Annotated in this window: 19 protein-coding genes, 1 other RNA gene and 1 pseudogene; 11 read left to right on the forward strand and 10 right to left on the reverse strand. The window is 61.6% G+C overall.

The annotated features are described in order from the left end of the window. Window positions 1-110 precede the first annotated feature (110 nt). The gene (locus ACA054_RS09065) at window positions 111-905 is read left to right on the forward strand and encodes an SDR family NAD(P)-dependent oxidoreductase (protein WP_497689086.1); all 795 of its coding nucleotides are present in this window, start codon (window positions 111-113) and stop codon (window positions 903-905) included. A gap of 31 nt (window positions 906-936) precedes the next feature. Next, window positions 937-2211: a beta-ketoacyl-ACP synthase II gene (gene fabF / locus ACA054_RS09070; protein ID WP_497689087.1), complete on the forward strand. Its 1275-nt coding sequence runs from the start codon at window positions 937-939 to the stop codon at window positions 2209-2211. On the opposite strand, the gene ACA054_RS09075 is transcribed toward fabF, so the two are convergent. Beyond that, complete coding sequence (locus tag ACA054_RS09075) at window positions 2192-2764, reverse strand: TetR/AcrR family transcriptional regulator (protein ID WP_497689088.1); 573 nt, start codon at window positions 2762-2764, stop codon at window positions 2192-2194. The two genes, fabF and ACA054_RS09075, sit on opposite strands and share 20 nt — an antisense overlap. A gap of 174 nt (window positions 2765-2938) precedes the next feature. Here ACA054_RS09075 and ACA054_RS09080 point away from each other — a divergent pair, with 174 nt between their 5' ends. From ACA054_RS09080 to ffs, 3 genes are all read left to right on the forward strand, one after another. Then, window positions 2939-3592: a GntR family transcriptional regulator gene (locus ACA054_RS09080; protein WP_497689089.1), complete on the forward strand. Its 654-nt coding sequence runs from the start codon at window positions 2939-2941 to the stop codon at window positions 3590-3592. Between the two features lie 15 nt (window positions 3593-3607). Next, on the forward strand, window positions 3608-4459 hold the full coding sequence (locus ACA054_RS09085; protein WP_497689090.1) for an urea carboxylase-associated family protein: 852 nt from the start codon (window positions 3608-3610) through the stop codon (window positions 4457-4459). 586 nt (window positions 4460-5045) lie between these two features. Beyond that, window positions 5046-5142: signal recognition particle sRNA small type (gene ffs, locus ACA054_RS09090), an RNA gene on the forward strand. A gap of 179 nt (window positions 5143-5321) precedes the next feature. Here ffs and ACA054_RS09095 read toward each other — a convergent pair. Next, window positions 5322-5637: pseudogene (locus tag ACA054_RS09095) on the reverse strand (helix-turn-helix domain-containing protein). Window positions 5638-5917: 280 nt separating this feature from the next. On the opposite strand from ACA054_RS09095, the gene ACA054_RS09100 reads away from it, so the two are divergent. Then, entirely contained in the window at window positions 5918-7654 is a 1737-nt protein-coding gene (locus ACA054_RS09100) for a putative bifunctional diguanylate cyclase/phosphodiesterase (protein WP_497689091.1), read from the forward strand. Here ACA054_RS09100 and ACA054_RS09105 read toward each other — a convergent pair. Continuing rightward, complete coding sequence (locus ACA054_RS09105; RefSeq protein ID WP_497689092.1) at window positions 7621-8373, reverse strand: substrate-binding periplasmic protein; 753 nt, start codon at window positions 8371-8373, stop codon at window positions 7621-7623. The genes ACA054_RS09100 and ACA054_RS09105 overlap by 34 nt on opposite strands. Window positions 8374-8508: 135 nt before the next feature. Here ACA054_RS09105 and dnaX point away from each other — a divergent pair, with 135 nt between their 5' ends. The 5 genes from dnaX (at window position 8509) to ACA054_RS09130 (ending at window position 14311) form a co-directional block, all read left to right on the forward strand. Then, window positions 8509-10575, forward strand: coding sequence for a DNA polymerase III subunit gamma/tau (gene dnaX / locus ACA054_RS09110; protein ID WP_497689093.1), 2067 nt, complete (start codon window positions 8509-8511; stop codon window positions 10573-10575). Window positions 10576-10641: 66 nt separating this feature from the next. Beyond that, the gene (locus ACA054_RS09115; RefSeq protein WP_007933349.1) at window positions 10642-10980 is read left to right on the forward strand and encodes a YbaB/EbfC family nucleoid-associated protein; all 339 of its coding nucleotides are present in this window, start codon (window positions 10642-10644) and stop codon (window positions 10978-10980) included. 260 nt (window positions 10981-11240) lie between these two features. Continuing rightward, on the forward strand, window positions 11241-12278 hold the full coding sequence (gene curA / locus ACA054_RS09120; protein WP_497689094.1) for an NADPH-dependent curcumin/dihydrocurcumin reductase: 1038 nt from the start codon (window positions 11241-11243) through the stop codon (window positions 12276-12278). A 75-nt stretch (window positions 12279-12353) separates the two neighbouring features. After that, entirely contained in the window at window positions 12354-12956 is a 603-nt protein-coding gene (gene recR, locus ACA054_RS09125; RefSeq protein ID WP_497689095.1) for a recombination mediator RecR, read from the forward strand. Between the two features lie 206 nt (window positions 12957-13162). Further along, a complete protein-coding gene (locus tag ACA054_RS09130; protein WP_497689096.1) occupies window positions 13163-14311 on the forward strand; it encodes an acyl-CoA dehydrogenase family protein in 1149 nt (382 codons plus the stop codon). A 147-nt stretch (window positions 14312-14458) separates the two neighbouring features. Here the strand turns inward: ACA054_RS09130 and ACA054_RS09135 are convergent, their stop codons facing one another. The 7 genes from ACA054_RS09135 to ACA054_RS09165 form a co-directional block, all read right to left on the reverse strand. After that, window positions 14459-15007: an adenine phosphoribosyltransferase gene (locus tag ACA054_RS09135; RefSeq protein WP_027921719.1), complete on the reverse strand. Its 549-nt coding sequence runs from the start codon at window positions 15005-15007 to the stop codon at window positions 14459-14461. Between the two features lie 77 nt (window positions 15008-15084). Further along, the gene (gene fnr, locus ACA054_RS09140) at window positions 15085-15819 is read right to left on the reverse strand and encodes a fumarate/nitrate reduction transcriptional regulator Fnr (protein WP_497689097.1); all 735 of its coding nucleotides are present in this window, start codon (window positions 15817-15819) and stop codon (window positions 15085-15087) included. A gap of 92 nt (window positions 15820-15911) precedes the next feature. Then, a complete protein-coding gene (gene hemN, locus ACA054_RS09145) occupies window positions 15912-17294 on the reverse strand; it encodes an oxygen-independent coproporphyrinogen III oxidase (protein WP_497690261.1) in 1383 nt (460 codons plus the stop codon). Window positions 17295-17487: 193 nt separating this feature from the next. Further along, window positions 17488-18171 (reverse strand): sulfite exporter TauE/SafE family protein, encoded by a 684-nt coding sequence (locus ACA054_RS09150; RefSeq protein ID WP_497638707.1) that lies wholly within the window; start codon window positions 18169-18171, stop codon window positions 17488-17490. Then, on the reverse strand, window positions 18164-18382 hold the full coding sequence (gene ccoS / locus ACA054_RS09155; RefSeq protein ID WP_008057874.1) for a cbb3-type cytochrome oxidase assembly protein CcoS: 219 nt from the start codon (window positions 18380-18382) through the stop codon (window positions 18164-18166). Before ccoS ends, ACA054_RS09150 begins: the two co-directional genes overlap by 8 nt. Before the next feature lie 22 nt (window positions 18383-18404). After that, window positions 18405-20855: a heavy metal translocating P-type ATPase gene (locus tag ACA054_RS09160; protein ID WP_497689098.1), complete on the reverse strand. Its 2451-nt coding sequence runs from the start codon at window positions 20853-20855 to the stop codon at window positions 18405-18407. Window positions 20856-20976: 121 nt separating this feature from the next. Beyond that, a complete protein-coding gene (locus ACA054_RS09165; RefSeq protein ID WP_497689099.1) occupies window positions 20977-21516 on the reverse strand; it encodes a FixH family protein in 540 nt (179 codons plus the stop codon). Window positions 21517-21520 lie beyond the last annotated feature (4 nt).

Below are 21520 nucleotides of genomic sequence, written 5' to 3' on the forward strand. Positions count from 1 at the left end.
CGTATATCATATGGCTATTAAATTATGGCTATAATAAATTCGGTTTCCGTCGAAGTGCGCTGAGAATCTTGCGCTTCTCCAATCCTCTGGCATCTCCCAGGAGCAAAGTCATGAATTCCATCCAGTCCCAAGGTACCGCCCTCGTCACCGGAGCCTCTTCCGGTATCGGCGCGGTCTACGCGCAGCGGTTGGCGGCGCGTGGTTTTGATTTGTTGTTGGTTGCCCGTGATCAAGGGCGGCTTGAGGCGGCGGCGAGCGCGTTGCGCGATGCCCATGGTGTGCAGGTGGAGGTGCTCAAGGCGGATTTGACGCAGAAGGATGACGTGCTGAAGCTTGAGCAGCGTCTGCGCAGTGATTCGAGTATCAGCCTGTTACTGAACAATGCGGGGGTGGCGGCGGATGGGTTGTTGGCCAACGCCGATCTGGACCAGATGGAGCGCATGATTCAGTTGAATATCACGGCGGTCACGCGTTTGGCGTCGGCTGCGGCAGCGAGTTTTGCCAAGGCGGGTCGGGGCACGATCATCAATATTGCATCGGTGGTGGCGTTGTTTCCCGAGCGTTTCAATGCGACGTACAGCGCGAGCAAGGCTTATGTGTTGAGTTTGACCCAGTCGTTGAACGCCGAACTCGACGGCACTGGCGTGAAGGTCCAGGCTGTGTTGCCAGGGGTAACGCGTACTGAGATCTGGGAGCGCTCGGGTATCGATGCTTCGCAGATTCCGGAAGATATGGTCATGGAGGCGGGGGAGATGGTCGACGCAGCCCTGGCGGGGCTGGATCAGGGTGAGTTGGTCACCATTCCTTCTTTGCCGGATGCAGGCGACTGGAATGCATTTGTGGCGGCGCGTCTTGTCATGGCGCCTAACCTTTCCAAAAGCAAAGCGGCTGCGCGTTACAAATGACGCGCGCGAACCGGTATGAGGTGGTTGCGGTATGAGTGATCGTCGAGTGGTAGTGACAGGCATGGGGCTGGTGTCTCCGCTGGGTAGCGGCGTCGAGGCGGTCTGGGCGCGGCTGTTGGCCGGGCGTTCCGGGTTGCGCAACTTGCCGGACGAGGTAGTGGCCGATCTGCCGGCCAAGGTCGGCGGGGCGGTGCCAACCCTGGCAGAGGATCCGGAGGCGGGTTTTGACCCGGATCGGGCAACAGCGCCCAAAGAACAGAAGAAGATGGATCGGTTCATCCTGTTTGCCATGGAGGCGGCGCGTCAGGCCATTGAGCAGGCGGGTTGGCAGGCGCAAACAGCCGAGGCCCAGGAGCGCACGGCGACCATCATCGGTTCCGGTGTCGGTGGTTTCGGGGCGATTGCCGATGCGGTGCGGACCACGGACAGCCGTGGGCCGCGACGTTTGTCGCCGTTCACCATTCCTTCGTTCCTGGTCAACCTGGCGGCGGGTCATGTGTCGATCCAGCATGGGTTCAAGGGCCCGCTGGGAGCACCGGTCACGGCCTGTGCGGCCGGAGTGCAGGCCATTGGCGATGCGGTGCGGTTGATTCGTAGTGGCGAGGCGGATGTTGCGGTGTGTGGGGGCGCGGAGGCGGCGATCGATCGGGTCAGTCTTGCCGGCTTTGCGGCGGCGCGTGCCTTGTCCAGCGCTTTCAACGACACACCGGAGCGTGCCTCGCGGCCGTTCGACAGCGATCGCGATGGCTTTGTCATGGGCGAGGGGGCAGGCCTGCTGGTGGTCGAATCCCTGGAGCATGCCTTGGCCCGGGGCGCTCAACCCTTGGCGGAAGTGGTCGGTTATGGCACCAGCGCCGACGCCTATCACCTGACCGCGGGGCCTGAGGATGGTAGTGGTGCTCGCCGGGCGATGTCATTGGCACTGGCGCAGGCGGGGATTTCGCCGGAGCAGGTCCAGCATCTGAATGCGCACGCGACCTCGACGCCAGTGGGCGATTTGGGGGAGTTGGCAGCCATCAAGGCGTTGTTCGGTTCGAACAACGGCATTGCAGTGACCTCGACCAAATCGGCCACCGGGCATTTACTCGGTGCCGCGGGCGGCATCGAAGCCATTTTCACGCTGCTGGCGATCCGGGATCAGATCGTCCCGGCGACCCTCAATTTCGATAACCCGGACCCGGCCAGCGAGGGCGTGGACATTGTCCATGGCCAAGCCAGGCCCATGGCGATCGAGTATGCGCTGTCCAATGGTTTCGGGTTTGGCGGGGTCAATGCCAGCGTGCTGTTCAAGCGCTGGGTTGGCTAGTCCCGGATAGATTGAGGAAGGTGCGTGTCACCTCGAGGATCTCGGCGGCCAGCTCGGGGTTCTCGACGCTGCGCGAAAGCAGCAGCGCGCCGATCAGTGTGGACATGATGACGATGCTGCGGTGATCGGTGTTTTCGCCCTCGAGTGTGCCTTGGATCTGGCGAAGTCGTGCATGGAGTACCGCGTCTGAAGTGGGGCTCGGCTGGCCGCGCATGCCGAGTTCCGAGGACATGGTCGGCAGTGGGCAGCCTTCGTGGGGTGAAGTCTGGTGCCATTCAGACAGATAGGCGTTGATGAACGCCTCCAGCGGACGATCCTGTGCGAACAGCTCGGCGCAGGTGACGTCCACTTGATCCCCGGCAGCCTGTAACGCTTTTTCCACCAACTCATCCTTGGACTTGAAGTGTGAATAAAAGCCCCCGTGGGTCAAGCCCAGCGCTTTCATAAGGGGTTGCAGGCCGGTCGCGCCGATGCCGTCGCGGCGAAAGCGCACGGAAGCCTCCTTGATGATGCGTTCGTGGGTCTGGGCTTTATGGTCCTGCGAGTAACGCATCTGATATCTCCACATCAATGCGCCATATTAACCAATGAAAATTGGATGGTGACTGTACTTCTATTTCTAAAAAGCATGCAGATGCGTCGAACTTGATCGAAACGCCAATGGAACATGGCACGAATAGTGATTATTCATTCATCAACGATTGTTGAACAATCCGAGGTAATGGGTATGAACAGCGGACTGTCATTGGCCGATCACATCACACTGGAGTTACGCGGCGACATCATTGGTGGACGATTGCTGCCCGGCATGGCCTTGGTGGAAAGCGATCTGGTGGCAGCCTACAACGCTTCGCGCAATACCATTCGGGAGGCCTTGCACCGCCTGGGGCAGGAGGGCCTGACCCGCTATGTGCGCAACAAGGGTGTGATGGTGCGCCGGTTGGGGATCGAGGATGTGCGGGACCTGTTCCAGGTTCGCCGCACGCTCGAATTGCAGGCCATCAGCGCCAGCAGGCCCCTGCGCGAGTGTGAGTCCGACCGCATGCTCGAAGCCCTGGAGGCCGCCGAGCTGGCCCGGGAGCGCGAGGACTGGCGCGCCGTCGGCACCCATGGCCTGGCCTTTCACCAGCATATCGTCGGGCTGTTGCGCAGTCCGTTGTTTGACGAGTTCTTCACTAACGTTGTCGCGCAACTGCGCCTGGTGTTCTGCACCGCCCCCGATGAATCACGTTTCCAGGCGCCCTGGCTGGCTCGCGATCGGCATATCCATGAGCTGCTCGCCGAGGGCGACAAGCGCGGGGCTGAAGATGCCATGAGCCTGTATCTCGAGGATTCCGAACACCTGCTGTTGCAATTGCTTGCCCCTGCTTCCCATCACTGATCGAGGATCTGTGCCATGTACAAAGACTATCCAGCGGCCTATCAAGTCAGCAAAGGCTCGGCCTTGCAGGTGGACAAGGCCTTCTACGAGCGGGTTCGCGACGCCAAGGACGGGCGCACCTTGATCGAGTCATTCGAAGTGCCGATCCGCACCGGCCGTGCCTGGACGGTCCCGGCCGGGCACGTGTTTCGCGTCACCACGCCGGTCGGGCCACGAGTGGGTGATTTCAACGTCTGGAACGCCAACGATCCACGCGAGCGCCTATGGGCGGCGCGGACCCGGCAGTTGCAGGGCGCGCATGTCAGCACCCACGACAGGCTCTGGTCGAACCTGCCGTTCTTGCGGCCGCTGGTGACCATCACCGATGACAGCCTTTCCGCGTACGGTATCGATGAACATGGCGGGCGCCTGCACGACTTGCTGGGAACCCGCTGCGACCCGTACGTGAACAAAATGCTCACCGGCGAAGACTTCCATCACCATTGCCACTCCAACCTGACCCGCGCGGTACTGCCCCATGGCCTGACCGAATTCGACGTGCATGACGTGCTGAACATTTTCCAGTGCACGGGGCTGAATCACGACGACATGTACTTCATGAAGGCCTGTCCGGCGCAGAAGGGCGATTACCTGGAGTTCTTCGCCGAGATCGATTTGCTCTGCGCATTGTCGACCTGCCCGGGAGGCGACCTGTCGTTGGCCATGTGGGGGCCGGATGCGCAGGACCCACTGAGCGTGTGCCGCCCGTTGGGGGTGGAGGTCTATCGGCTGGATGAATCGTTGCTAGAAGGCTGGAGCCAGCCGGAGCGTGCAGCGTACAAGGGGTTGCATGGGTTGCACATTGCGAAGGCTGATTGGGAAGTGTAGGCGCGGGATTGCCAGCGAATAACGCGAGCGCGCCGCGTTGACCCAGCCGCCCCGCGTTATCGTTGACGACCATCGCTGGCAAGCCAGCTCCTACAGGGGATCGCGTTTCACCTGAGATCAGGCCGGCCGGTAGGCCGCCTCGCTTTTGCTTTGGCTTTTGATTTTCTTGCCACATCGAGAGGCTTCGTTCCGGTTCTGCGCAGTGGGTAAACCGGCATGGATGCCGGTTTAGCCGCCGCCGGCCATGGATGGCCGATGGCGGCGGGCCCACGGAGCAGGACCGGAGCGAGGGCATGCCGAGCCACAGCGAGGCACCGAACGCCAGGGGCAAGAGCCCTTGGTTACTTGGGGCTTTTCCAAGTGACTCGCTGTAAGAGCGAAACCATAGGTGGCCGTTACCGCAGCAATGGATATGTACGCGGTCAACAAACAACAGGTCGGCTGTCAAGCCGCCACGAGATTTTCAAGGCCATTGCATGTCCTTGACTCAGCTCATATTTTTTAATCCGCTCGAACGGTTGTAACTTCGTCTCAGATAGGTACAATGGCGCGGCTCGCCGTCAGGTGAGCGTCGTTATGGTGACCCCATCGGTCCCCCCGCAACGATCAACCGTGAACCCGGTCAGGCCTGGAAGGGAGCAGCCGCAGCGGTGACATTGTGTGCCGGGGTGTGGCTGGTGGGGTTACCACCTTAACGAACCGCGAGACCCTCTCTCGCGTTATCTGTATCAAACCATTTTTCCTGTGCTGCCATGGCTTCTACCCATCTCGGTTTTTTGTCGTCCGCGATTTGGCTGCGACATGAAAAAGGAGGTCGACCTGTCGAGCGCGACACGTCGGTCTCCTTTTTTCTTTTCTGGCTCTAAGGCTTGGACAAGGCCTGGTCAACCGCTGCAATCAGCTTTCCCAGATCCTTTGGGGGGGGCTTTATGTATGACATCGAACAGATACGCCCGCTGTTCATTTTCATCGCCAAGGTCGACGAAGAAGGCTTTCAGCTTCACCCCCAGCACATTGGCAAACATGAACAATGCGTCCACGCTGGGGGTATAGGTGCCGGTCTCGAAGCGGCTGATGGTTTTGGGGTCAAAACCGGTTCTTTCGCCAAGTTCAGCCTGAGTAAGCCCCGCGACCTTGCGGTACCGCCGGATGGCTGGACCCAAACTTGAAATGTGCATCGCTCAATTCCCATTTAGAATCAAGAACTTAACGATAGATTTTGCATTAGACAACTGCATGATCCATCACCTTGCTTTGCAAAATGTGATGCATTTCGTAGAATCGCCGCCCAAATGCGACATTGAGTGAGCTTGTTTCAGATTATGGAGCGATGTGAAAGAGCCACTATTGCGCGCTCACGTAAGGCGGCGATAGCCACTTGAAATCTTGCAGAATATTACCAGCATCGGTGTTGCTGCCTTGAACGGGTTCCACCGCCAGCGATAGCGAGCCTGACTCATGGATGAGAAGTACCGCAGGGCGGTGGATGCCGCAGCGATTTTTTCCGAGACCGATCTAAGCGGCCGGATTACCCACGTCAATGACCAGTTTTGCGCAGTGTCCGGCTACAGCCGTGAGGAATTGCTCGGGCAAAATCATCGCATGCTCAATTCCGGCATGCACGCCACTGACTTCTTCGTCGACATGTGGCGCACCATCGCCCTGGGTCATATCTGGAAGGGCGAGATCTGCAATCGTGCCAAGGATGGCAGCCTGTATTGGGTCGAAAGCACCATGGTGCCGGTGATCGATACCGCTACCGGGCGGGTTGAGCGGTACCTGTCGATCCGCTTCGACATCAGCGAAAAACGTCACCTCCTGCATTCCCTGCAATGGCGGGTCGGTCATGACGTGCTCACTGGGCTGCCCAATCGTGCATTTCTCTCGGATCTGCTCGATCAGGCGCTGGAATTCTCCCGGCAGGAGAGCATTCCGCTAGCGGTGTGCATGCTCGATCTCGACGGCTTCAAGGCAATCAATGATGGCTACGGGCATGCCACTGGCGATCTGTTGCTGGTGGAGGTGGCCAAGCGCCTGCGCACCATTGTGCGTGGTGAGGATGTGGTCGCGCGGTTGGCCGGCGACGAGTTTGTCCTGGTGTTGCGCTACGTACATGACCTGCCGCAACTGCGGGCCGCGCTGAACCGACTGCTGGGGGCAATATCGGCACCGTACTCGCTGCATGGCAAGGACATCAATGTGTTTGCCAGCATTGGCGTCACGCTCTTCCCTTACGATAACGAAGATGCCGGGACCCTGCTGCGCCATGCCGATCAGGCTATGTACGTGGCCAAGCAGAGTGGTCGCAAGCGCTTTCATTTATTCGACGTGACCCGAGACCGCGAGGTCAAGGCCACTCACGAGACGGTCGAACGGGTGCGCCAGGCGCTGGTTGCCGGCGAATTGCGCCTGCAGTTCCAGCCCAAGGTCGACATGCGCCGTGGCCGGGTCGTCGGTTTCGAGGCCGTGCTGCGCTGGGAGCACCCGCAAAACGGCCTGGTGTCCGCCCGGGAATTTTTGCCCCAGGTGGAAGAGACAGACCTGATCATCGATATCGGTGAATGGGTCATGGACCAGGTGTTGGCACAGTTGGATCAATGGCGGCAAGCCGGGCATGACTGGCCTGTGAGTATCAATATTGCGGCGCGGCATTTTCAGCGAGCGGATTTCGTCGAGCGACTCAAAAGTCTGTTGGCGCGGCACGTGCAAGTCGCCCCGCAGCGGCTTGACCTGGAGATCGTCGAGTCGGTCGCGATCGAAAATATCCAGCATGTCAGTGCGTGCCTGCAGGCTTGCCAGGCGCTGGGGGTGCAGTTTTCGCTGGGGGATTTCGGTACCGGCTACTCATCCCTGAGTTACCTCAAGCGCCTGCGCACCCAGACCATCAAGATCGACAAGTCTTTTGTGCGCGACATACTTCACGATGGCGATGACCTGGCGTTGACCACGGCCGTGATTGGTCTGGCCCGGGCATTTGGCCGTCAGGTGATCGCCGAGGGGCTGGAAAGTATCGAGCACGGCGAGTTACTGTTGCACCTGGGCTGCGAGGTGGCCCAGGGGGATTTCATTGCACGGCCGATGCCCGCCGCCGACGTGCCGGACTGGGTTACGGGGTTTGTCGCGCCAGCGCAATGGCGGGTGGCGGATAGGACCGTTCTCGGTCATGGCCTGGCTTCAGCCTTGCCGCCAACGTAAAGGCGAATGATGTCATCGATCTCCCCTGACATCTTCATGCGCAGCAGGGTGCGCAGAATGCGCTGCACCGGCACCTTGGGATCGTTGCGCACGTAGCAGCCGACACGTTGCTCCTGAAGGAACGCCACACTTTGCATTTGCTGCTGCGGCAGCAATCGCTGGTTGAACCAGTCCAGGGTCCATTGGTTGCTGACCGCATAACGGTTGCGCCCGGCATGCAGCTTCTCCAGCACCTGTTCCTGGTTGCGTGCATCGTCGCGAAACAGCCGGTTGGCGTCGAACAGCGGTTGCAGGGTCGGGTAGCTGTAGCCGAGTACCGTGCCGATCGATTGATGCGCCAAGTGTGTCGGGGTGACGGACGTCATCGCGTCAGGCCGGCTGACCAGCAAGTCGGGTTGAGTCCAGAGCGGAATGCTCCAGATATAGTCGCCGGACTGGTTCGGCATCCAGGACTGCGCGGCGTAGCAGCGAATGTCGACCTCGCCCTGTTCCATGGCGTTTTGCACCCGACCGCGGGGCAATACGTGAAACTGCGCCGGTACACCGACCTGGGTCGCGAGGCTGAGCATCACGTCATACAGGATGCCCTGGGTCGGCCGGCCACGTTCAAGTTGCACCATCGGCATTGCCCAGCTGTCAGGCACCACGAAGCGCAACGGCGCATCAGCGGCCGCCCCGTTCTGGCTGATCAACAGCAGTCCCCCCAAGGCCAGCCGCATAAACGCTCCGCTATCTTTGACGCAAAAAGCCCGCAAAATGCAGCTTAGCCAGATTAGACGAGCGCACCGGATGCAATTTGTGCCTTGCTCCGCTAGCATTAGCCGCTTCTGCTTCCTTCGCTGCGACGGTTTTCGATGAGTTATCAGGTTCTTGCACGTAAATGGCGTCCGCGCTCGTTCCGCGAAATGGTCGGCCAGACCCATGTGCTCAAGGCTCTGATCAATGCCTTGGACAGCCAGCGGCTGCACCATGCGTACCTGTTTACCGGTACGCGCGGGGTCGGCAAGACCACCATCGCGCGGATCATCGCCAAATGCCTGAACTGTGAAACAGGTATCACTTCAACGCCCTGTGGCGAGTGTTCGGTGTGCCGCGAGATCGATGAAGGCCGCTTCGTCGACCTGATCGAGATCGACGCCGCCAGCCGCACCAAGGTCGAAGACACCCGCGAGCTGCTCGACAACGTGCAGTACGCCCCCAGCCGCGGGCGCTTCAAGGTTTACCTGATCGACGAAGTGCACATGCTCTCCAGCCATTCTTTCAATGCGCTGTTGAAAACCCTCGAAGAGCCGCCACCCTACGTCAAGTTCATCCTGGCCACGACTGATCCGCAGAAACTTCCTGCAACGATTCTTTCGCGTTGCCTGCAGTTCTCCCTGAAGAACATGACCCCGGAACGGGTCGTCGAGCATTTGACCCACGTGCTGGGCGTCGAGAACGTGCCGTTCGAAGACGACGCGCTGTGGTTGCTCGGTCGCGCCGCCGACGGTTCGATGCGCGATGCCATGAGCCTCACAGACCAGGCGATCGCCTTCGGTGAAGGCAAGGTCATGGCCGCTGACGTCCGGGCGATGCTCGGCACCCTCGATCACGGCCAGGTCTATGACGTCCTGCATGCGCTGATCGAAGGCGACGCCAAGGCCTTGCTCGAAGCGGTCCGCCACCTGGCCGAACAGGGGCCGGACTGGAACGGCGTGCTCTCGGAAATCCTCAATGTGCTGCACCGTGTCGCCATCGCCCAGGCCTTGCCGGAAGGCGTCGACAACGGTCATGGCGACCGTGACCGGGTGCTGGCCCTGGCCCAGGCCTTGCCGGCCGAAGACGTGCAGTTCTATTACCAGATGGGCCTGATCGGCCGCCGTGACCTGCCGCTGGCGCCGGACCCCCGTGGCGGCTTTGAAATGGTGCTGTTGCGCATGCTCGCGTTCCGGCCCGCCGACACCGCGGACGCGCCAAGGCAACCGCTAAAGACAGTGGGGATCAGCCAGGCCACGGTTGATTCCGCCAAATCAGTGGCTGCCACGCCGGTCGTAGCAAAGGTCGTCGCTGCGCCTGTTGTACCTGTTGCGGCAATGGCTCCGGTACCTGCGCCGGTTGTCGCTGTACCTGAGCCTGTGCCTGTGCCAGAGCCGGTGGTCGAGGTGGTCGTGGTCGAAGAAGTGGTCGACCTGCCGTGGAATGATCCAGTCGAGCCAGAAGCCGTTCAACAGCCAGCTGTCGAACCCGTGCTGGAGACGGCCAGCGAGCAGCCCGAGTTGCCGCCAATGCCATTGCCAACGCCTGACAGCGTGGTGCCGGATGCGCCGGAGTGGGCCGCCGCGCCCATTCCTGAGCCGTCGGTGGCCGAAGTCGAAGCCGCCACGCCGGGCATGGACCTGGATGACGAGCCGCCGCTGGACGAGGATTACATCGAGCCAGACATTGACTCGGCCTACAGCTACCTCGACGAGCTGGCCAGCGAGCACGCCGCCGAGCCTGCCGCAGAGCCCGAGCCTGAGCCCGCCGCAGCGCCGGCCACGGGCCTGGCCCTGCAATGGCTGGAGCTGTTCCCGAACCTGCCAATCTCCGGCATGACCGGCAGCATCGCCGCCAACTGCACGCTGATCGCGGTCGATGGCGACAACTGGTTGTTGCACCTGGACCCGGCTCATAGCGCCTTGTTCAACGCAACTCAACAGCGTCGCCTCAACGAAGCGTTGAACCAGTATCACGGGCGTACCCTGACCCTGACCATGGAGCTGATCAAGCCTGAGCAGGAAACCCCGGCCCAAGCGGCGTCACGTCGGCGTGCCGACCGTCAGCGCGAGGCCGAGGAGTCGATCCACGGTGATCCGTTCATCCAGCAAATGATGCAGCAGTTCGGTGCGGTGATCCGTAACGATACTATTGAACCTGTCGAGGCCCTGGTTAGTCAGGGCTAATAACTGAAGGCGCTCGCCCGAACGGGTCGAGCGCCGTTTAATCCAAGTACTTTTGAGGTGATTCCCATGATGAAAGGTGGCATGGCCGGCCTGATGAAGCAGGCGCAGCAGATGCAGGAAAAAATGGCCAAGATGCAGGAAGAGCTGGCCAACGCCGAAGTCACCGGTAAAGCCGGTGGCGACATGGTCACCGTGGTGATGACCGGTCGTCACGACGTCAAGCGCGTGACCATCGACCCAAGCCTGGTCGAAGGCCTGAGCGAAGATGACAAGGAAATGCTCGAAGCGGTGTTCGCCGCGGCCGTCAACGACGCCGTGCGCAAGATCGAAGCCAACAGCCAGGATAAGATGGGCAGCATGACCGCTGGCATGCAACTGCCACCGGGCATGAAACTGCCATTCTGATTCGCCTTCAGGCGTCGGATGAGCTACAAAAAATGCCAGGCATCGCGCCTGGCATTTTTGTTTCTGCCTGTTGGCAATGGGGTGTTTGTGATTCCGTCTTCGCGAGCAGGCTCGCTCCCACAGTGACCGGATTCCAATGTGGGAGCGAGCCTGCTCGCGAAGAAGTCCACTCGGTCTTATGGTAGAAACATCGAACGCCATACCGCCCCAACGGTCTGCTCCCTATACCGCCGAATTCATCGATCAAAGGAGACGCTGACATGTCCGACCCCATGACCCTCAACCAACGTATCGTCCTGGCCTCGCGTCCTGTCGGCGCGCCGACGCCGGAGAATTTTCGGATGGAGCGGGTCGCGCTACCCGATCTGGCCGAGGGTCAGGTGCTGCTCAAGACCCTTTATCTGTCGCTGGACCCCTACATGCGCGGGCGAATGAGTGACGCGCCGTCCTACGCCGTACCGGTTGAAATTGGCGAAGTGATGACCGGCGGCGCTGTCAGCCGGGTCGAGCGTTCGCTGCATCCCAAGTTCCATGAAGGTGACCTGGTGGTCGGCGTCACGGGGTGGCAGAGCCACAGCATCAACGACGGTCGCAGCATCATTCCGGTACCCTCGGGGCTGCCCAGCCCCTCCATGGCCCTGGGTGTGCTGGGCATGCCGGGCATGACCGCCTACATGGGGTTGATGGACATCGGCCAGCCAAAAGAAGGCGAGATCCTGGTGGTCGCGGCGGCCTCAGGTGCCGTGGGTTCGGTGGTGGGCCAGGTGGCGAAGATCAAGGGCCTACGCGTGGTTGGCGTGGCCGGGGGGGCGGAAAAATGTCGTTATGTCATTGAAGAGCTGGGCTTCGATGCCTGCATCGACCACAAGAGCCCGGACTTCGTCGACGAGCTGGCGAAGGCGTGCCCCAAGGGCATCGATATCTATTATGAGAACGTCGGCGGCAAAGTGTTCGACGCCGTGGTGCCGTTGCTCAACCCCAAGGCACGGATTCCGCTCTGTGGCCTGATTGCTTCCTATAACGCCAGCGAGGCACCGAGCGGCCCGGATCGCCTGCCCTTGTTGCAGCGCACGCTGCTGACCAAGCGGGTACGGATCCAGGGCTTTATCGTGTTCGACGACTACGGTGACCGTCAGCCGGAGTTCATCAGCGCAATGGCGCCGTGGGTGCGAGATGGCAAGGTGAAGTTTCGCGAAGACGTGGTCGAAGGCCTGGAGCAGGCGCCCGAGGCGTTCATCGGTCTGCTGGAGGGTCGCAACTTTGGCAAACTGGTGGTACGGGTCGCGCGCAACGACTAATTGACGCTGTGAATTGACGCTCAACAGAGGCGCGGGTATAAACCGCGTCTCGTTGTTTTCGTCGGACTTTTCCCCATGAGCTTCAGCCCTTTGATTCGCCAACTGATCGACGCCCTGCGAGTTTTGCCAGGTGTGGGTCAGAAAACCGCCCAGCGCATGGCGTTGCAGTTGCTCGAGCGTGATCGCAGTGGCGGCTCGCGCCTGGCCCTGGCCCTGAACCAGGCCATGGATGGGGTCGGTCACTGTCGTCAGTGCCGCACGCTGACCGAAGACGACCTCTGCCCGCAATGCGCCGACACCCGCCGCGACGACACCTTGCTGTGCGTGGTGGAAGGGCCGATGGATGTGTACGCCGTGGAGCAGACTGGTTTCCGTGGTCGCTACTTCGTGCTCAAGGGGCACTTGTCGCCGCTTGATGGGCTGGGTCCGGAAGCTATCGGTATTCCGCAATTGATGGCGCGGATTGAGGAGGCGGGCACGTTCACCGAGGTCATCCTCGCTACAAACCCGACTGTGGAAGGTGAAGCAACAGCGCACTACATCGCCCAGTTGCTCAGCAACAAAGGCCTGATCGCTTCGCGCATCGCTCATGGCGTGCCGCTGGGCGGCGAGCTGGAGTTGGTGGATGGCGGGACGCTGGCGCATTCGTTTGCGGGGCGTAAGCCGATCAGTTTGTAGTTTGTGTTGTTTGGGCTGACGCCATCGCGAGCAAGTCGAATCGTCGCACCGCCGCTCCCACATTGGATTTGCGGCGAAGACAAAATTCCTGTGGGAGCGAGCTTGCTCGCGATGCAGGCGCCTCGGTCCTGCTGATTCACACAATCCGGTTGAAAACCAAGCAAGCGCTCGGTTAACTTCGCTGAACCCTTCAGTGGAGTTCGCCGATGCCTGCTTTTCAGGAATACTTCGACCCCAGCCACCAAATGGTCCGCGACAGCGTCAGGCGTTTCGTCGAACGCGAGATTCTTCCGGACATCGATCAGTGGGAAGAAGCCGAAAGCTTTCCCCGCGAGCTCTACCTCAAGGCCGGTGCGGCGGGGATTCTTGGCATCGGTTATCCGGAAAGTCTGGGCGGCAGCCACGAGGGGGATGTGTTCGCCAAGGTTGCCGCCAGCGAAGAGTTGATGCGCTGTGGCTCGGGGGGCCTGGTGGCGGGCCTGGGCTCGCTGGACATCGGCCTGCCGCCGATTCTCAAGTGGGCCAGCCCTTGCGTCCGTGACCGGGTGGTGCCACAGGTGTTGTCCGGAGAGAAAATCAGCGCCCTGGCCGTCACCGAACCCGGCGGCGGTTCCGACGTCGCCAACCTGCAAACCCGCGCCGTGCGTGATGGCGACTACTACCGGGTTAGCGGCAGTAAAACCTTCATCACCAGCGGCGTGCGCGCGGACTACTACACCGTCGCGGTGCGCACCGGCGAGCCGGGTTTCGCCGGCATCAGCCTGTTGTTGATCGAGAAGGGCGCCCCGGGTTTCACCGTCGGACGGCAATTGAAAAAAATGGGTTGGTGGGCTTCCGACACGGCCGACCTGTTCTTCGACGAATGCCAAGTCCCCGTGGGCAACCTGATCGGCGGCGAAAACATGGGTTTTGCCTGCATCATGGGCAATTTCCAGAACGAACGTCTGGCCCTGGCGTTGATGGCCAACATGACCTCGCAGCTGGCGCTGGAGGAAAGCCTCAAATGGGCGCGCGAGCGTGAAGCCTTTGGTAAACCGATCGGCAAGTTTCAGGTGATCAAGCATCGCCTGGCGGACATGGCCACGGCACTCGAAGTCTCACGGGAATTCACCTACCGCCAGGCGGCGAAAATGGCGGCGGGCAAGAGCGTGATCAAGGAGATTTCCATGGCCAAGAATTTTGCCACGGACACGGCCGACCGGATCACCCACAATGCCGTACAGATACTGGGTGGCTTGGGTTACATGCGCGAGAGTCTGGTAGAGCGGTTGTACCGGGATAACCGGATTCTGTCGATTGGCGGGGGGACGCGGGAAGTGATGAACGAGATTATCTGTAAGCAGATGGGGCTTTGACAGGTTTTAGATTGATGTCGTGGCGGCTGACGCTTTCGCGAGCAGGCTCGCTCCCACAGTTAATCTACGTCGTGCACAAAATTTGTGTACACCGAAAATCCCCTGTGGGAGCGAGCCTGCTCGCGAAGGCGTCAGCCCAAGCGCCGCTTATTTATCGGTAAGGGCAAACTGCGTCAGGCAAAAAGTAGGAATCCCCATGTCTTCCAGGCGCTGCGAACCACCCAGCTCCGGCAAATCAATAATCGCCGCCGCTTCATGCACCCGCGCACCCATGCGGCGAATCAGGTTCGCCGCCGCAATCAGGGTGCCGCCTGTAGCGATCAGGTCATCGAACATCACCACCGAATCGCCTTCGCACAGGCTGTCGGCGTGCACTTCAAGGAACGCCTCGCCATACTCGGTCGCATAGCCTTCCGCCAGAACATCGGCCGGCAACTTGCCTTGTTTGCGAAACAACACCAGCGGCTTGTTCAACTGGTAAGCCAGCACTGAGCCGATCAGGAAACCCCGGGCATCCATGGCGCCGATGTGGGTGAAATCCGCCTCGACATAGCGGTGGGCGAAACTGTCCATCACCAGGCGCAGGGCCGTGGGCGACTGGAAGAGCGGGGTGATGTCGCGAAAGATCACGCCGGGCTTCGGAAAGTCGATCACGGGGCGGATGAGGGATTTGATGTCGAAGGAGTCGAAGACCATCGAAGGTGTCCTGGCAGGCTGCAAACGACACAGTATAACGGCGGCTGAACCGTTTCGCTCAGCCGCTATCGGCCGAATCAGCCTTCGAGGGAGCCACCGGCCAGGGCGCAGAGCTGGATCGGATCGAGGATGCGGATTTCCTTGCCCTCGGCGGCGATCAGCTCGTTCTGCTGGAAGCGCGTGAACACCCGCGACACGGTTTCCACCGCCAGGCCCAGGTAGTTGCCGATTTCGTTGCGCGACATGCTCAGGCGGAACTGATTGGCCGAGAAGCCCCGGGCACGGAAGCGCGCCGACAGGTTGACCAGGAAGGTGGCGATGCGCTCGTCGGCGGTCTTTTTCGACAGCAGCAGCATCATCTGCTGATCGTCACGGATCTCGCGGCTCATCACGCGCATCAGCTGACGGCGCAACTGCGGCAGTTGCAGGGCCAGTTCGTCGAGACGTTCGAAGGGGATTTCACACACCGAGGTGGTTTCCAGCGCTTGTGCCGACACCGGGTGCTTTTCGGTGTCCATGCCCGACAGCCCGACCAGTTCGCTCGGCAAATGGAAACCGGTGAGCTGTTCTTCGCCGGCATCGCTCAGGTTGAAGGTTTTCAGGGCCCCGGAGCGCACGGCGTAGACCGAGTCGAACCGGTCGCCCTGGCGGAACAGGAACTCACCCTTTTTCAGCGGGCGACCACGTTTGACGATTTCGTCCAGCGCGTCCATATCTTCCAGATTCAAAGAAAGTGGCAAACACAGCGGGGCCAGGCTGCAATCCTTGCAATGGGCCTGATTGTGAGCGCGCATTTTTACTGGCTCAGACATTTCTTCAATCCTTGTGGGAAAACACACATAAGACGTAAGGGTAACCCACTGCAGGACATTGAGGCCAGCGCACGGCGGATTTGCCGCAGGGTCTAGATCACTCGGGAAAACCGTTGGCGACTGAGTTGCGCAAGGTAGGCATCAAACACCATGCACACCGAGCGGACCAGCAAGCGACCTGCCGGCAACACAGTGATTCTTTCGCTATCCAGTTCAAGCAGGCCATCCCTGGCCATGCACTGCAATTGGGGCCAAAGTTCGCCGAAATAGCCTTGAAAATCGATGTTGAAGGCCTGTTCGATCTGGGCGAATTCCAGGCTGAAATTGCACATCAGCTGCTGGATCACGGCGCGGCGCAGGCGGTCATCGCCATTGCACAGCAGGCCGCGGCTGGTGGCCAACTGCGCCGACGCCAGAGCATTTTGATACTGGGTCAGGTCGCTGCTGTTCTGGCAGTACAAGTCGCCAATCTGACTGATTGCCGACACGCCGAGGCCGATCAAGTCGCAATGCCCGTGGGTGGTGTAGCCCTGGAAGTTGCGTTGCAGGGTCGATTCCTCCTGGGCCATCGCCAGTTCATCGTCGGGCAGCGCGAAGTGGTCCATGCCGATGTAGCGGTAGCCGGCGGCGGTCAATTGTTCGATGGTGCGCTGCAGCATCTCCAGCTTTTGCGCTGGCGTCGGCAGATCGTTGCTGTTGATCCGCCGTTGCGGCATGAAGCGTTCCGGCAAGTGCGCGTAGTTGAACACCGAGAGTCGGTCCGGTTGCAGGTTGATGACTTCGTCGACGGTGCGGGCAAAGCTCTCCGGGGTCTGTTTGGGCAGCCCGTAGATCAGGTCGATGTTGATCGAGCGAAACTGCAGGGTCCGGGCGGCGTCGATCACCGCGCGGGTTTCCTCCAGGCTCTGCAGGCGATTGACCGCGCGCTGCACGGCCGGGTCAAGGTCTTGCAGGCCGATGCTGATCCGATTGAAACCCAGTTCACGCAACAGCCCCATGGTCGACCAGTCGGCTTCGCGAGGGTCTATTTCGATGCCGTAGTCGCCGCTATCGTCATCGAGCAGATTGAAGTGCTTGCGCAGGTGCGCCATCAACTGGCGCAGCTCATCGTGGCTGAGAAAGGTCGGCGTGCCGCCGCCGAAGTGCAGTTGCTCGACTTTCTGCGCAGGGTCGAGGTGGCAGGCGATCAGCTGGATTTCCTGCTCCAGGCGCTGCAGGTAGGGCAGCGCCCGGCCGCGATCCTTGGTGATCACCTTGTTGCAGGCGCAGTAATAGCAAATGTTCGCGCAGAACGGCACGTGCACATACAGCGACAACGGGCGCACGGCCTTGCGGCTGTCGCGCAGGGCATGCAGCAGGTCGAACGGGCTGATCTGGCTGTGGAATTGCACGGCGGTCGGGTAGGAGGTGTAGCGCGGTCCCGCCAGGTCATAACGGCGGATCAGATCGGTATCCCAACGAATGGCGTCGAGCATCATGCGGGCATTCCCCCGGATAGGCTGGCAGTGTTGGCGAGTCTAGGGGGTGGGGCGGTGGGGCATCTTGATTTGCGTCAAGGGTGGATAATTGTGGTGTGTGTTCGGGCCTCTTCGCGAGCAGGCTCGCTCCCACAGGGGGAATGCATTTCAATGTGGGAGCGAGCCTGCTCGCGAAGGGCGCGCCGCCGATCTAATGCCCCATGAGCCAATGCTGATGCGGCCCCGGCAGCGTCCAAATCCCAAACAACATCACCAACAACCCGCCCGCCATGCGCACGCTACGTTTGCGCAACAGCGCCGTTACCCGTTCGGCCGCCAACCCGGTGGCAAGCAGTACCGGCCACGTGCCTAGCCCGAACGCCAGCATCAGCAACGCACTGTCCAACGCATTGCCCTGGCTGGCCGACCACAGCAAGGTGCTATAAACCAGACCGCACGGCAGCCAGCCCCAGAGCCCGCCCAACAACAGCGCGCGCGGGAGGCTCGATACTGGCAGCAGTCTGTTGGCGACCGGCTGGATATGCCGCCACAGGCCGCGACCGAGGCTTTCGATGCGCGTCAGGCCGCTCCACCAGCCGGCCAGGTACAGGCCCATGGCGATCAGCAGCAAGCCGGCAAGCACGCGCATGAACATCGCCGCCGGGCTGTTGGCCACCGCCCAGCCGGCCAGGCCTATCAGCAGGCCGGCGGCGGCGTAGCTGAGGATGCGCCCCAGGTTGTAGGCCAGCAGCAGGCGGAAGCGGCGGCTGCGTTGTTCCTTGGGGATGGCCAGCGTCAACGCGCCCATCAAGCCGCCGCACATGCCCAGGCAATGACCGCCACCGAGCAGACCGAGGATGACCGCCGACACCAGCAGCGGCGCCAATTCAAGCATGGGGCGGCGCCTTGTCGTCGGGTTTGGGCGGATGGCCGCTGGCTTCGTCGACCGCCGCAGTATGGTTTGGGTCCTGGTCGTCGAACAGGATGCTGTGGGCCGGGCCGTCGAGGTCGTCGTACTGACCGCTGTCGACTGCCCAGAAGAAGATGTAGACAGCGATGGCCACGATCAACAGCGCGGCCGGAATCATCACGTAGAGAGCTGGCATCTGGACTCCATGCCCGCGCGGCTCAGGCCGGCAGCGGGCGGGTTTCTGGCGTGGTGCTGGCAGTCGGCGCGCTCGGCAGGCGAGTCAGGCGCAGGGCGTTGAGCACCACGGTCAACGAACTGATCGACATGCCGACCGCGGCCCACACCGGGGTGATCCAGCCGAGGGCGGCGAACGGCAACATGAGGCCATTGTACAACCCGGCCCACAGCAAGTTCTCGATGATTACCCGACGGGTGCGCCGCGCCAGGTTGAAGGCTTGCACCAGGGCGTCGAGGCGGTTGGACAGGAGCACGGCGTCGGCGCTGGTTTTCGCCAGGTCAGTGGCCGAGCCCATGGCCACGCTGATATCGGCGGCGGCCAGTACTGGCACATCGTTGACCCCGTCACCGAGCATCAACACCTTGCGACCTTCCTTGTGCAGTTGTTGCAGGACTTGCAGCTTGTCGTCCGGACGTAAGCCGCCACGGGCCTCATCGATGCCCAGTTCGGCCGCAACACTGGCGACCATCGGCGAGCTGTCGCCGGACAGCAGCAAGGTGCGCCAGCCACGTGCCTTGCAGGCCGCCAGCAGGGCGGGGGCGTCGGCGCGCAAACGGTCGTCGAGAACCAACCACGCCAGCGGCCCCTGGCTATCGCCGAGCAGCAGCCATTGGCCGGCTTCGTCCGGCATTGATGGTACGGCAGCACCGCTGAGTGCGCAGACAAAACCGGGCTGGCCGATGCGCAGACGTTGAGCGCCAACCAGCCCTTCGAGGCCAAGCCCCGGCGTGCTGTGAACCTCCTCGGCAGCCAGCGGCGCGCGACCGAAAGCCCGGGCAATCGGGTGTTCGGAACGGTTTTCCAGGGCAGCGGCGAGGCTCAGGCATTGATCGCTGTCGAGGGCACCGAGGGGGCGGATCGAGCGAAGCGCCAGGCGACCTTCGGTGAGGGTGCCGGTCTTGTCGAAAATCACCGTGTCGATCTGGTTCAGGCCTTCCAGCACATGACCGCGGGTCAACAACAAACCCAGCTTGTGCAAGGTGCCGGTGGCGGCGGTCAGGGCGGTCGGCGTGGCCAGGGACAGGGCGCAAGGGCAGGTCGCGACGAGCATCGCCAGCACAATCCAGAAGGCGCGCGACGGGTCGAGCTCCCACCACAACAGTCCAATACAGGCGCAGGCGATCAGTGTCAGCAACAGGAACCATTGCGCGGCGCGATCGGCGATTTGCGCCAGTCGGGGTTTTTCCGCCTGGGCGCGATCCAGCAGGCGGACGATGGCCGAGAGGCGGGTGTCATGACCGAGGGCCAGGACTTCGACGGTCAACGGGCCTTCCACATTCAGGGTGCCGGCGGTGACCGCGTCGCCTGGCGTGCGTGGCTGCGGCAGGTATTCGCCGGTCAGCAGCGATTCGTCGATGCTCGACTGGCCGTCGAGGATTTTGCCGTCGGCCGGGAGGATCGCTCCCGGATGCACCAGCACTTGATCGCCGACCCGCAGTTCGCTCAGCAGGATGCGCTCGCTTTGGCCGTCGCCACCCAGGCGCAGGCAGGAAGCGGGGAGCAGGTTGACGAGCTGCGCGGTCGCGGCGGCGGTGCGCTCCCGGGCTCGCCGTTCCAGGTAGCGCCCGGCCAGCAGAAACAGCGCGAACATGCCGACGGCATCGAAATACAGCTCGCCGACCCCGGTGATCGAGGTCCAGATCCCGGCGATGTAGGCACTGCCAATGGCCAGTGACACCGAAACGTCCATGGTCAGGTGCCGTGTGCGCAGATCGCGCATGGCGCCCTTGAAGAACGGCGCACAGCTGTAGAACACGATCGGCGTGGTCAGGAACAGCGCGACCCAGCGCAGGATGGCGTGCAGCTCGGGGCTGAGGTCGATGTTGAATTCCGGCCAGGTGGCCATGGTCGCCATCATCGCCTGGAACCACAGCAACCCGGCCACGCCGAGCTGGCGCAGGGCCAGGCGGTTTTCGCTGGCCAATTGTTCGCTGGCGCGGTCGGCCTGGTAGGGGTGGGCGGCATAGCCGATGTGGCGCAGCTCACTGAGCACCCGGCTCAGCGGCAATTGCGCGTCGGCCCAGCGCACGTGCAGGCGATGGTTGGAGAGGTTCAGGCGCGCTTCGGCAACGGCGGGCAAGGTGCGCAGGTGTTTCTCGATCAGCCAGCCGCAGGCGGCGCAACTGATGCCTTCCATCAGCAGCGTGGTTTCGGCCAGTTCGCCTTCGTGGCGAACAAAGGGTTTTTGCACGTCGGCGCGGTCGTACAGCGCCAGTTCATCGACCAATTGCACCGGCAGCGCTTCGGGGTTGGCCGAGGCTTCGCTGCGATGCTGGTAATAGCTTTGTAGTCCGCCGGCGACGATGGCCTCGGCCACGGCCTGGCATCCCGGGCAGCAGAATTCCCGTGACTCCCCGAGCACGACGGCGGTGAAGCGGCTGCCGGTGGGGACGGGCAGGGCGCAGTGGTAGCAGGGGGTTGGGGTGGTCATGATTGGATCTATGTCGTCAGGTCGGGCCTCATCGCGAGCAAGCTCGCTCCCACAGGGTTTTTGTGAACGCCACAAATCCAATGTGGGAGCGAGCTTGCTCGCGATGCGCGAAGCGCAGGTTTTACTTCTTCAGGTCTTCCGCACCTTGCAGAGGTTCATCACCGAGCAGCAGCTCCTTGTCGTGGTTGACCAGTTCTTCCTCGAACATGCGCCAGATGTGGTCGTCCTGGCTGCCGAGTAATTCGATAAAGCGGCGCCCTTCGATCTTGTCGCTCAGTTGGCCGATGTAACGGCCCTGTTCGGTGTCGCTGCGGGTGAGGGTGATCTTGCGATCCTTCTCCGGTTGCGTCGGCGAGATCAGGTTCAGCTCAAGCGTCGTAGGCTTGCTATTGCCGCTCAGGCGCAGGTCGACTTCACCTGTCACGTCATCCAGGTGAATGCTGGCGCGCATCAGCAGGGTCTGCGCCAGCAGTTCACGGTCCAGGGAGCGGTTGATGCCTTTGCCAGCCTCGTAGTAGTTGTCGTTGACCAGGTTGTCCGGGTTCTTCACCGCGATGGTCACCATGGACAAGGTCAGGGTCACCGAACAGGCCAGGATCCCGATGATGATCCACGGCCAAAGGTGCTTGTACCAGGGACTTGCGGCAGTTGCTGCGGGCATGATT

This window comes from Pseudomonas sp. LBUM1653 (assembly GCF_059716115.1).

Coding starts and splice junctions, on each gene's coding strand:
- ACA054_RS09160 (WP_497689098.1), bottom strand. CDS start 20,855: ATGACCACCCCAACCCCCTGCTACCACTGCGCCCTGCCCGTCCCCACC.
- ACA054_RS09105 (WP_497689092.1), bottom strand. CDS start 8,373: ATGCGGCTGGCCTTGGGGGGACTGCTGTTGATCAGCCAGAACGGGGCG.
- ACA054_RS09075 (WP_497689088.1), bottom strand. CDS start 2,764: ATGCGTTACTCGCAGGACCATAAAGCCCAGACCCACGAACGCATCATC.
- ACA054_RS09085 (WP_497689090.1), top strand. CDS start 3,608: ATGTACAAAGACTATCCAGCGGCCTATCAAGTCAGCAAAGGCTCGGCC.
- ACA054_RS09100 (WP_497689091.1), top strand. CDS start 5,918: ATGGATGAGAAGTACCGCAGGGCGGTGGATGCCGCAGCGATTTTTTCC.
- recR (WP_497689095.1), top strand. CDS start 12,354: ATGAGCTTCAGCCCTTTGATTCGCCAACTGATCGACGCCCTGCGAGTT.
- ACA054_RS09080 (WP_497689089.1), top strand. CDS start 2,939: ATGAACAGCGGACTGTCATTGGCCGATCACATCACACTGGAGTTACGC.
- hemN (WP_497690261.1), bottom strand. CDS start 17,294: ATGCTCGACGCCATTCGTTGGGATACCGATCTGATCCGCCGTTATGAC.
- ccoS (WP_008057874.1), bottom strand. CDS start 18,382: ATGCCAGCTCTCTACGTGATGATTCCGGCCGCGCTGTTGATCGTGGCC.
- ACA054_RS09115 (WP_007933349.1), top strand. CDS start 10,642: ATGATGAAAGGTGGCATGGCCGGCCTGATGAAGCAGGCGCAGCAGATG.
- fnr (WP_497689097.1), bottom strand. CDS start 15,819: ATGTCTGAGCCAGTAAAAATGCGCGCTCACAATCAGGCCCATTGCAAG.
- ACA054_RS09065 (WP_497689086.1), top strand. CDS start 111: ATGAATTCCATCCAGTCCCAAGGTACCGCCCTCGTCACCGGAGCCTCT.
- fabF (WP_497689087.1), top strand. CDS start 937: ATGAGTGATCGTCGAGTGGTAGTGACAGGCATGGGGCTGGTGTCTCCG.
- ACA054_RS09135 (WP_027921719.1), bottom strand. CDS start 15,007: ATGGTCTTCGACTCCTTCGACATCAAATCCCTCATCCGCCCCGTGATC.
- ACA054_RS09130 (WP_497689096.1), top strand. CDS start 13,163: ATGCCTGCTTTTCAGGAATACTTCGACCCCAGCCACCAAATGGTCCGC.
- ACA054_RS09165 (WP_497689099.1), bottom strand. CDS start 21,516: ATGCCCGCAGCAACTGCCGCAAGTCCCTGGTACAAGCACCTTTGGCCG.
- dnaX (WP_497689093.1), top strand. CDS start 8,509: ATGAGTTATCAGGTTCTTGCACGTAAATGGCGTCCGCGCTCGTTCCGC.
- ACA054_RS09150 (WP_497638707.1), bottom strand. CDS start 18,171: ATGCTTGAATTGGCGCCGCTGCTGGTGTCGGCGGTCATCCTCGGTCTG.
- curA (WP_497689094.1), top strand. CDS start 11,241: ATGTCCGACCCCATGACCCTCAACCAACGTATCGTCCTGGCCTCGCGT.